Origin of the sequence: uncultured Campylobacter sp. (assembly GCF_938045775.1) — a bacterium.
In the GTDB taxonomy this organism is placed as follows: Bacteria; Campylobacterota; Campylobacteria; order Campylobacterales; family Campylobacteraceae; genus Campylobacter_B.
Map to the genome: position 1 here is coordinate 1 of NZ_CALIBH010000040.1, position 9968 is coordinate 9968.

10 protein-coding genes, 1 tRNA gene and 1 pseudogene are annotated in these 9968 nt (G+C 44.3%); 11 read left to right on the top strand and 1 reads right to left on the bottom strand.

Going from position 1 to position 9968, the window contains the following annotated elements:
• On the top strand, positions 1 to 804 hold an 804-nt coding region (locus Q0238_RS01110), incomplete at its 5' end, for a hypothetical protein (RefSeq protein ID WP_297942031.1).
• Positions 805 to 1269: 465 nt separating this feature from the next.
• Here the strand turns inward: Q0238_RS01110 and Q0238_RS01115 are convergent.
• On the bottom strand, positions 1270 to 2535 hold the full coding sequence (locus Q0238_RS01115) for a 3-isopropylmalate dehydratase large subunit (protein WP_297942034.1): 1266 nt from the start codon (positions 2533 to 2535) through the stop codon (positions 1270 to 1272).
• A gap of 97 nt (positions 2536 to 2632) precedes the next feature.
• On the opposite strand from Q0238_RS01115, the gene Q0238_RS01120 reads away from it, so the two are divergent.
• From Q0238_RS01120 to Q0238_RS01165, 10 genes and pseudogenes are all read left to right on the top strand, one after another.
• Entirely contained in the window at positions 2633 to 3157 is a 525-nt protein-coding gene (locus Q0238_RS01120; protein ID WP_297942036.1) for a nitroreductase family protein, read from the top strand.
• A 5-nt stretch (positions 3158 to 3162) separates the two neighbouring features.
• A complete protein-coding gene (locus Q0238_RS01125) occupies positions 3163 to 4485 on the top strand; it encodes an NFACT RNA binding domain-containing protein (protein ID WP_297942038.1) in 1323 nt (440 codons plus the stop codon).
• Between the two features lie 49 nt (positions 4486 to 4534).
• Positions 4535 to 5299, top strand: coding sequence for a phosphatidate cytidylyltransferase (locus Q0238_RS01130; protein ID WP_005872778.1), 765 nt, complete (start codon positions 4535 to 4537; stop codon positions 5297 to 5299).
• Positions 5293 to 6378 carry a 1-deoxy-D-xylulose-5-phosphate reductoisomerase gene (gene dxr, locus Q0238_RS01135; RefSeq protein ID WP_297942040.1) on the top strand — a complete coding sequence of 362 codons (1086 nt, stop codon included), beginning with the start codon at positions 5293 to 5295 and terminating at the stop codon, positions 6376 to 6378. Before Q0238_RS01130 ends, dxr begins: the two co-directional genes overlap by 7 nt.
• A 187-nt stretch (positions 6379 to 6565) precedes the next feature.
• Positions 6566 to 7540, top strand: coding sequence for a DUF3137 domain-containing protein (locus tag Q0238_RS01140; RefSeq protein WP_297942043.1), 975 nt, complete (start codon positions 6566 to 6568; stop codon positions 7538 to 7540).
• A gap of 359 nt (positions 7541 to 7899) precedes the next feature.
• Positions 7900 to 7975: transfer RNA gene (locus Q0238_RS01145), tRNA-Val, on the top strand.
• Between the two features lie 189 nt (positions 7976 to 8164).
• A complete protein-coding gene (locus tag Q0238_RS01150; protein WP_297942047.1) occupies positions 8165 to 8440 on the top strand; it encodes a hypothetical protein in 276 nt (91 codons plus the stop codon).
• A 25-nt stretch (positions 8441 to 8465) separates the two neighbouring features.
• The gene (locus Q0238_RS01155; protein ID WP_297942051.1) at positions 8466 to 8786 is read left to right on the top strand and encodes a hypothetical protein; all 321 of its coding nucleotides are present in this window, start codon (positions 8466 to 8468) and stop codon (positions 8784 to 8786) included.
• Between the two features lie 177 nt (positions 8787 to 8963).
• Positions 8964 to 9536, top strand: a complete 573-nt coding sequence (locus Q0238_RS01160) for a hypothetical protein (RefSeq protein ID WP_297942053.1) — start codon at positions 8964 to 8966, stop codon at positions 9534 to 9536.
• A gap of 129 nt (positions 9537 to 9665) precedes the next feature.
• Positions 9666 to 9968, top strand: a pseudogene (locus tag Q0238_RS01165) (hypothetical protein); the annotation flags it as partial.

Below are 9968 nucleotides of genomic sequence, written 5' to 3' on the forward strand. Positions count from 1 at the left end.
ATTTTCAAATTACAACTTTTACAAAATTACTTTTTATTTAGAAGCTGGTATGAAAGTAAAAATGAAATCAAATACTGTTTTATAGTAGTAGATTTTGTTGCAATATTACTAATGGCTTTTTTACCACTAATTTATTATAAATTAGATTTATCGTCTTCTTCATATGAATGCCTTAGTGATATAGGTTGTTTATTTAAAACATGTCTAAGTTTGCATGTAGTATTGCTAGTATGCTTTTTTTGTAAATTTTGGTTGGATAACAAAGATGAGCTGAACAATATTTTTCTAGTTGCTCTTTTAATATTTATCTCCGATTTACTAATATTGCTAGCTATTTATTTTAACTATGCAGATGAATACATTCTTGTGATAATTCTTATGGTAATTCTTCATTTTTCAGCAAGATTTCTGCAAATCGGTAGACAATTTCTATACAGAATTCTTTTAGTTGCATTATCTTTTATGGCTTTAGTACTTTTGTTATCTACTAGTGGTTTTTTTGTTAGAGTTGTAGGTCTAGCAAACTACCAAACTGACTTTGATATCAAAAAAGAAAATATACCAGAATACGTAAATTTAGAAAATATCAATAAATGCAAAAATACGCAGGATAAAGACATAAATTTTATAAAATATACTTGCATATCTGACGAAATGCCAAGTTCGACGGTAAAATTTAAAAACATCCTCATAAAAGTAAAATCAGACGGCAGATATTGGCTAGAAGTCGTAGCAAAAGACCAAAATAAAAGCAAAATAGATGATTACAGATTTTGGATTTCGGAGAAAAATGTTATAAATTAAATAAAATACTGTTAAAATTTGGTGCTAATTTTTACGTAACATCAAATTTTAACTATGGCTTCAAATTTATCTAATTCGCTAGCTCAAAAATCTCTTTGATATTTTTCTTGTGTAGAGCTTATCTTCGCGCCAGTTTACGCGTAGTCGTAGGCTAAATTTACGACTTCCTCTAGCGTCTCGCCCTAGATGCCGACGGTTTTTATGGTAAATGAGGTCAAATTTCGCCTACCCGCGAGTAAGGTCCACATATCTTGGGCGGTCGCAAGCGGCTTACTATTGAGTGTTAGCGCGCGTCTAGCGTTTGGCTGCAATCTGCTTGATTTTTTACCAGACTACCGCATTTCTCGTAGTATACTCAGCTCTTGCTATGTTTATAGTGCTCGACATCTACACCTCTATCAAACAAGCAATCCATTAGGTCATATATAGACAAACCACATTGCCATTAAGTTTTAAATTCTAAACTTACAAATCCCTCGGATCGGCGATCTTGCCTGCGACGGCGCTAGCTGCGGCGACGGCGGAGTTTGCTAGATACACTTCGCTCGTTCTATCGCCCATGCGGCCGACGAAATTTCGATTAGTCGTGCTTACGCAGCGCTCGCCCACGCCCAAAATCCCCATATATCCGCCCAAGCACGCGCCGCAGGTCGGATTGCTCACGACTGCGCCCGCTTCGACGAAAATATCCCACAGCCCCTCTTTTTGCGCGGCCAGAGCGATCTTTTGCGTCGCAGGCGTGATGATTAGGCGGGTTTTGCGCGCGACCTTGCGACCTTTTAAAATTTGCGCGGCAATCCGCAGATCGGAGAGCCTGCCGTTGGTGCAGCTGCCGATAAAGACCTGATCGACGGCGATGTCATCGCGCACCGCCTCGCGCACGCTCTTGCCGTTGCTAGGCAGAAACGGATATGCAATCACCGGATCAAGCTTGCTAACGTCGATCTGCAAAATTTGCTCATAGTTCGCGCCTTCGTCGGAGTAGTGAAATTTCGGCTCGGCGCGCAAATTTTTATCCGCCAAAAATTCCTTCGTGATCTCATCGACCGCGACGATACCGCTCTTGCCGCCCGCTTCGATCGCCATATTGCAAAGCGAAAATCTGCTATCCATATCCAAATGCTCCAGCGCGTCGCCGCAGAACTCCAAAGCCTTATAGCGCGCGCCGTCCACGCCGATGAGGCGAATCACCTCTAAAATCAGATCCTTGCCATATATGTGCGGTGCGGGCTTGCCGTGAAAAATTACTTTGATCGTAGGCGGCACCTTAAACCAATTCTTGCCCGTTATCATCGCGAAAGCTAGATCGGTGCTGCCCATACCCGTCGCAAATGCCCCCAGCGCGCCGTGGGTACAGGTGTGGCTGTCCGCGCCGATGATGACGTCGCCGGGCACTACGAGCCCTTTTTCAGGCATCAGCGCATGCTCAATACCCATATCTTTTTCGTCGAAATAATTTTTCAAATCGTGCTTGTAAGCAAACTCGCGTGAAATTTTAGCTTGGTTTGCGCTTAGAATATCCTTCGTAGGGATGTAGTGATCCATCACGATCGCAAAGCCGTCCGGGTTGGCGAGCTTTTTTGCGCCGCTAAGCTCGAACTGCTTGATCGAAATCGGCGTCGTGATGTCGTTGCCGATGACCATATCGATGGCGCTTTCGATGATCTGTCCCGCGAAAACCGCCTCGCCCACGTGCTCGCTAAAAATTTTCTCCGTGATCGTCTGCTTCATAAAATCTCCTTCATATCGGTTAAATTTGCGCGATTTTAGCTAAAAAATCATAAATTTTTGCAATTTTATGTATAATTGAGCCGCAAGGAGCGAGACGATGGAAATTTTAGATATTTTTGCAAACCGCAGAAGTGTAAGAAAATACGCGCAGGGACCACTTGAGGACGAGGCGCTGGATAAAATTTTAAAAGCGGGCTTGCTTGCGCCGTCGGGACGCGCGCTCTGTCCGTGGGAGTTCATTCTCGTGCGCGACAAACGGATGCTCGAGCGGCTAAGCGGATGCCGCAGCAGCGGAGCGAATATGCTAAAACAGGCCGCGGCCGCGATCGTCGTGATCGCAGATGAGCAGAAGCAGGACGTCTGGATTGAGGACTGCTCGGTAGCGCTAGGCTACATGCACCTTGCCGCAAGCGCGCTAAATCTCGGCAGCTGCTGGGTGCAGGTAAGATTGCGCGCCGCCGCGGACGGACGCAGCTGCGAGGAGTTTTTGCGCGAGGCGCTGGGCTTTCCGCTAAATTTTAAAGCAGAAGCGATACTGGCCCTCGGCGTACCGCAGCGCAGCCCGAGCCCTCACGATCTGCAGAAGTTAAATTTAAGCAAAATTCACAAAGAGAAATTTTAACGCGTATGAAGTATCAAAACTTAATTCAAATTTGCGAGTATCTACGCGCCAAACGCTTCCTTTCGCACATTAAGCGCGTAGGAGATAACCTTTTTAAAGTCTGCTTTGACGGCAACGAGACGCTGTTTTTTGATATGAATAAATCGGGCTGCAATATCCACGAAAATGACGCTTTTACCGAAGGTAAGGTTTACGCGGCGCCCTTTGACGTGTTACTTGCCAAGCGCTTCGTAAAATCGCGCATCACTTCCGTTAGCGTGCCAGAAAATAATAGAATTCTATACCTTAGCGTAAGCCAAAACGCAAGCTACAAAACCCAAAGCTCAAATATCTACTTCGAATTTACCGGGCGATTTACCAACGTAATAATCACCGATGAAAACGATGTGATTTTAGAGGCGCTGCGGCACTTCGAAACAGAATTTAGACAGATCAAGGTAGGAAGAAAACTCCGTCATCTGCCGCCTGCAAATATTAAAGAAGCCCCCGTGCCAAAAATTTCGGACTTTAGAGCATTTTTTCGCGCGGAATTTAACGCGCTAAATGCGGATCGCTTAAACTCGCTCAAATCCGCAAAAATCACGGCGCTAAATAAAAAGCTAGACTCGGTGCGCGAGGCTTTAGGCTCTTTGCAAAGCAGTGCTGAACTACTGCGAAGCGCCGAGCTTTTAGGTGCGAAAGCTGCCTTGCTAAAAGAAAATATCTATAAAATTCCAACCAGCGCGCGAGAATTTACGCTGCAAAAAGGAGACGCCGAAGCGGTAGAATTTAAACTGCAAAAGCCTGCGAGTGCCACTTTGGGCGAGCTTTACTCCGAGGCAAAGCGTCTGCGCCAAAAGGCTGCAAATATACATATCGAAGAGCAAAATTTAAAGGAGAAACTCGCGTTTTATGAGAATTTAAAATCGCTCGTCCTTGCCGCACAGGACGCACACGAGATCGAAATTCTAATGCCTAAGCGCACGCAAATTAGGCAAAAAAGTAAGGAAAAAAATAGCGAATATGTAGCGAGCTTTTATCTCGGGGATTTTAAAATCAGCGTCGGAAAAAACGAAAAAGGCAATGAGTTCTTACTAAAAAATAGCTCCAAATCCGACTATTGGTTTCATCTTAAGGACATTCCAAGCGCACACGTCATCGTAAAGACAAATAAGCAAAGTCTAAGCGAAGAGGTGATCGAATTTGCTGCTAAAATTTGCGTGAGCTTCAGTGCAAGCGGCAGCGGAAAATATCTCGTCGATTACACCAAACGTCAAAATGTCAAAATCAACGAAGGTGCATTTGTAAACTACGTAAATTTTAAAACAATCAGCGTTTTAAAGCCGTAATAAGCGAGCTTGCAGTATAATTATTCAAAATAAATTCCAAGGAAATTCTATGAAGCAAAGAATAATCACGGCAAGCATTTTACTCGCCGTATTTTTAGCTCTAATTCTAATAAACGCCAGGTGGCTAAATTTCGCCGTATTTGCGCTGATACTCGTGCTGGCGTTTTTTGAAAGCCTCAAATTATGGGGTCTAGAGGAAACTAGCAAAAAGTGGCTCGCGCTGGCGATCGCGTTTTTTGCGCTGCTACCATTTACGCAGACCGATGAGCCTTTCGTCTCAGCGCTAAAAGTTAGCATCCTGATGATCCTATGCGTCGCCTCTGTCGTAGCCTTTACCAAGGGCCCCAGTCTAAAGATCACGCTTCCTTTCATCTATCCCGTTGCGCCGATATTTTTTATGTGGGCGGCTTATGATGATTTCGGGGAAGTTTTTCACTTCGTTTGGCTGATCTTTATTATCGTAGCTAGCGATAGCGGCGCGTATTTTATCGGTAGAGCCTTCGGCAAAACTCCGCTAAGCGCTAGCTCGCCGAATAAAACCGTAGAAGGCGTACTAGGTGGTCTTGCACTCGCGCTTATCGTTAGCCTCATTTATGCGCGCATCTTTACCAATATGCCGCCGCTTGAAATTTTAGGCAAAACCATCATCATAGCAATTTTTGGCGTATTCGGCGATCTGTTTGAAAGCTACCTAAAACGCGCGGCGGGTCTTAAAGACAGCGGCGCGCTCTTTCCCGGACACGGCGGGATCTTAGACCGCATCGACGGCTATATGTTCGGCGCGATCGCGATGGCGATAGTCTATTCATGGTAGTTTTAGGCTCCACGGGCTCTATCGGCACAAACACCCTAGACGTAGCCGCGCGTAGCGGCAGTATGATCGAAGCGCTTAGCTGCGGGCGCAATATCAAGCTTTTAAACGAACAGATCGCAAAATTTCATCCAAAGCTCGTCTGTATCGCGGACGCGCAGCAGAAAAGCGAGGTAGATCACGAGCGCGTATTTTGCGGCGCAGATGGAATTTTACAGATGCTGCAGGAGTGCAAAAGCACGACGGTCGTAAACGCTCTCGTAGGCTTTGCGGGCATGATGCCCAGCCTAAAAACCCAAGAGCTCGGAAAGAGACTGTGTCTCGCCAACAAAGAAAGCCTCGTCGTCGGCGGGAAATTTCTGCAAACGGATAAAATTTACCCGATCGACAGCGAGCATTTCGGACTGAAATTTTTACTTAGCAACGCCAAAACCCCCGTTTCTCGCCTAATCATCACGGCTAGCGGCGGCGCGTTTTACGATGTGCCGTTAACGCAGCTGGGCTCGCTCACGCCGCAAAACGCCCTCAAGCACCCCAACTGGAAGATGGGCGCAAAGATCACGATCGACAGCGCCACGATGGCGAATAAGCTTTTTGAGGTGATCGAGGCGTTTTGGCTCTACGGCACGCGCGAGATCGATGCGCTTATCGAGCGCACCTCGCAGATCCACGCGCTAGTGGAGTTTGCGGACGGCTCTACGACGGCGCACATTAGCAGGGCCGATATGCGCCTAGCGATCGCACACGCGATGTTTGGCGGCGACGTGCGCGAGCAGATCACCGCGCCCGTGGATCTGTGCGCCCTGCGACCGATAGAATTTAAACCGATCGACGAGATGAAATTTCAAATTTTTACCCTCAAAGACGCGCTGTTAGCAAACCCCGATCTCGGCGTCGTCATCAACGCCGCAAACGAAGCGGGTGTAAATGCGTTTTTGCAGCAGCGGTGCCGCTTCACCGACATTGCGCGCGTCGTGCTGAAGTGCGCGGAGAAATTTAACTCGCCTAGCGTAACGGACGCGGACGTGCTTACGGCGGTGGATGCGAGCGTGCGAGCGTATGCAAACGAGCTGCTGAAATAAATTTTTTAATCACGGGATTTATGCTACAATTTGAGCTTGGCGGCAAATTTCACTGCGCACGGCTCGCGCAAGTAGCCGTAAAATTTAGCGGCTCTAAAACAGCGCGCACCTATTACGCCGTATCGGGCGCAGATTTACGCTGTGCCGCGAGTTTGCGCCATTAAAATTTAACAAATAGAGGTTGGGCGTGGATATTAAAACCGTAATAGATTTAGAAAAGCAGCGCAAGCAGCTTAAGAAAAGTCGCAAGCTTTGGAAAATTTTAAGTTATCTCGTAGCGTTTGCGGTATTTGGTCCGATGCTCGCGCTCGCATTGATAATCATCTTTCGCAATTTTCCCAAGCTCGATCTCGGCGTAGAGAGTTTATTTCTTTTGGTTACGTCTATTTTAGCAATAATCGGCATGCAGGACAAATTTTACGAGTGGATTTTTGAGCGTAAAACCGAGCGGTTTTTGATGCGCTACAAAGAGCTTTATCTCAAGCCCTATATCGAAAGTCTGGGCTTTTCGTATAAAATGGGCGCGCTTTTTCAGGAAAAAGAGGTAAGAGCAAGCGAGATATTTGACGGATTTGATAGATTTCGCGCGGATGATCTGGTTTGCGCGAACGTGGACGGAGTGGATTTTATGTTTTGCGATATAAGGCTGGAAAAGGAGACCGGCAGTGGAACTTCGTCGTTTTTTAAAAAGAGTTACACTACATTTTTCGAGGGGCCTTTTTTTGTGGCAAATTTTAATAAAAAAATTGGCTCCGATGTTTTTGTTTTTTCGGGCGCGGCGGCACCCACAGGCATAGATTTGCCGCCGTCTGCACTACCGCGCAAGCTATGGAGCAGCCGCAAAATCCCGATAGATAACGCGGATTTCAATGCAAATTTCTCGGTTTACGCAAGCGATACGGTGGCGGCTATGTATGTTCTGACGCCCGCGCTGATAGAGAAAATTTTATCTCTTAAACAGCTCGTGAAATCGGATATCTCGCTGAGCTTCAAGCAAAATAAAATTTACATCGCGATAGCTCGCGGCGCCGATAGTTTCGAGCCGAGCTTGGATCAGCCGATACTCAATGCCCGCATCGCAAAGGATATCAAAGCTGATCTGGATTCGATGCTGCAAATCGTAAAAATTCTAAAGTTGAATGAAAAAATTTGGACATCTTAACGGGCGCAAGGCGGAGCGAGGCAAGCGGGCGAAATAAGACATGGTAAAGCAAGGCGAGCAGATGAAACGAGGCGGGGTGAAGCAAAACGACTAGATAAAACAAAGCGGGGCAGAATAGGCTGCTGGGGCGAAACACGCGAGTACCGCATAAGCGCGATAAAATTCCGCGCGGGATTGCGAATTTTAGTTGCGGGATAGAATTTTGCGCGGGGTTTCGGCAATATCGCGAAATTTCGCGTAGAATTCGACGACGTTTTACGTCGCGGCGAAATCTTGTATAGAATTTCGGCGGAATTTTACGAAAAGTTAAAATTTGCTTGCTATTGAGAGATTTTTTTGATATACTGGCGTTTCTTTTTGGCCCCGTAACTCAGTTGGTAGAGTGTCACCTTGACATGGTGGAAGTCGTTGGTTCGAGTCCAATCGGGACCACCACTTAATCTATTTTTAAGTTTCAATCACTTCATTTTTGCGCACAACACCTGTCTTAAATTTAGTTATTCCAGCCCCTTTAATTTTTATTTTAGATATAATTTTCCAGAAACACTACGAGATCGATTAAGCGATCAATGAGATAAATTTTATCAGCAACCGATTAAATTTAGAAAGGAGTATCGGCGCTATATGGGACAGTATGTTATAAAAACTTTAGATTACTGCGCAGAAAAGGGACTGCAGCTACAATGGGAAAGGGACTTTGCGATCTCCGTCAATGCTTTAGGAAACGAAGTTACTATAAGTGCAAATAAAAGCGGACTCATATCTCTTGCCAGGCATTTGCTTACTTTAGCGCAAGATTCCGCGCCGAAACATTCGCATATACATCTGGATGAGTATAATTCGCTTGAGGAGGGATCGGCGGAACTTATAAACCAAAAAGATACCGAGCGGCAAAGATAAATTTTTATGCTAAAGGAAGGTGACAATGAGAGAAAAACACATTGTAGAGTTATTATCCTCCGCAATCGAAGGAGACGGGATCATATCCGTAGTATTTAAATTTTTCCATATAGATTGGGGATACACGCTAGAGGAGCTCGATCTAATTATAAATTTTGGTATAAAAAATGGCGATCTCCTTATAGAAAATATGCATGATGAAAACAAGCACTACGACAAAATAGATTGGCGGCTAGATAATGTGTATCAAGAGATCGTTATGGTAGATATTTACAAATATATGCCATTGCTATTTTCTAAACATCCGACGGTACCGGATCCTTATAAGCAGTTCATTACGGAATGAAATTTGCGTATGACAGCACAGATAAAACTATAAAATTTAAAGGATTGGACGGTATGGCACAAAACGTTATAAATAAAGCAGATCATAACGAAAAGAAGCAGCAAAATGTTAGATAGAATCGGCTCCTGTTGTATCGGCATGATGATAACTATCTCAAAAAGACTATGGGAATAAAAAATGAACGCTAGGATAGGTTTAATACTTTTGGGTGCATTTTTTGTATTTGAAAGTATTCTTGGCTGCTTTAGCGGAAAGATGTATTTTAAATACGGGGGCTGGAGTGCAGTTGAGCCGGTCTATATTATCAAGATTTTCATCATCGGCTTATTATTTGTTTCTGCAGGAATTTTCATAAACAAAAAAATAGGTAGGGTGATTAATGCCTTGATAGGTTTAAGCCTTTTAATAATATCTATAGAAATTTTTACAACGCAAGATCTCGCAGGAATACAAAGCAAAATCGGATATCCTTTTCTTATCTCGGGATTTTCAGTTTTACTTATTAGTATCTTGTTTTTTTACCTCGCCTTCCGCTCTGAAAAGAGCATAAAAAGATACCCAGAGTATATGTGGTGTGCAGACTGCGCTAAATTTTACATGTACGAGGACGTCAAAAACACGGATCAAATTTGCCCGGACTGCGGCAAAAAGCTTACTGAGTATAATGACGGCGACTACTGGCGAAGAAACGCTCCTCATCAAGGCGTTAAACCCCCAAAGACTAAAAAGCGTAAATTTAAAAAGCGATGAAATTTGATCGTTATAGAGGAATATATAAAAATGCTAAATAGAATTTTTGCATTAATCGGCTTTTTCGCTTTTTTCGCATGAGGGCTGGCGGCCGCTTTATTGGGGAGAGTTGATATAAAACCCGGCTTTATGGCATCGGTAAAATTTGATAGCGCGTATCTGCGTATCATCATAGGAATTTTATGCTTTGCGGCGTGCGCTTTCTTTGCGCATCTCGCATTTCGCTCCGAAAAAAGCATAAAATATTATCCTAAATTTATGCGTTGCAAAGGGTGTTTTAAATTTTATAATTTTTCGGACGTTAAAGATAGGAGTGTTTGCCCTAAATGCGGAGGCGAGCTGCAAGATTATGCCGAGATAGAAAAGTGGAATCAAATAGAAAAGAATAAAAAGCTTGAGAAATATTATAAATTTGAAAAAGAGTGGCTAAAG

Excerpts from the sequence above, each read along its gene's own strand:
- Q0238_RS01125 (WP_297942038.1), top strand. The coding sequence starts at position 3,163 with ATGAAGTATCAAAACTTAATTCAAATTTGCGAGTATCTACGCGCCAAA.
- Q0238_RS01155 (WP_297942051.1), top strand. The coding sequence starts at position 8,466 with ATGAGAGAAAAACACATTGTAGAGTTATTATCCTCCGCAATCGAAGGA.
- Q0238_RS01130 (WP_005872778.1), top strand. The coding sequence starts at position 4,535 with ATGAAGCAAAGAATAATCACGGCAAGCATTTTACTCGCCGTATTTTTA.
- Q0238_RS01160 (WP_297942053.1), top strand. The coding sequence starts at position 8,964 with ATGAACGCTAGGATAGGTTTAATACTTTTGGGTGCATTTTTTGTATTT.
- dxr (WP_297942040.1), top strand. The coding sequence starts at position 5,293 with ATGGTAGTTTTAGGCTCCACGGGCTCTATCGGCACAAACACCCTAGAC.
- Q0238_RS01120 (WP_297942036.1), top strand. The coding sequence starts at position 2,633 with ATGGAAATTTTAGATATTTTTGCAAACCGCAGAAGTGTAAGAAAATAC.
- Q0238_RS01150 (WP_297942047.1), top strand. The coding sequence starts at position 8,165 with ATGGGACAGTATGTTATAAAAACTTTAGATTACTGCGCAGAAAAGGGA.
- Q0238_RS01115 (WP_297942034.1), bottom strand. The coding sequence starts at position 2,535 with ATGAAGCAGACGATCACGGAGAAAATTTTTAGCGAGCACGTGGGCGAG.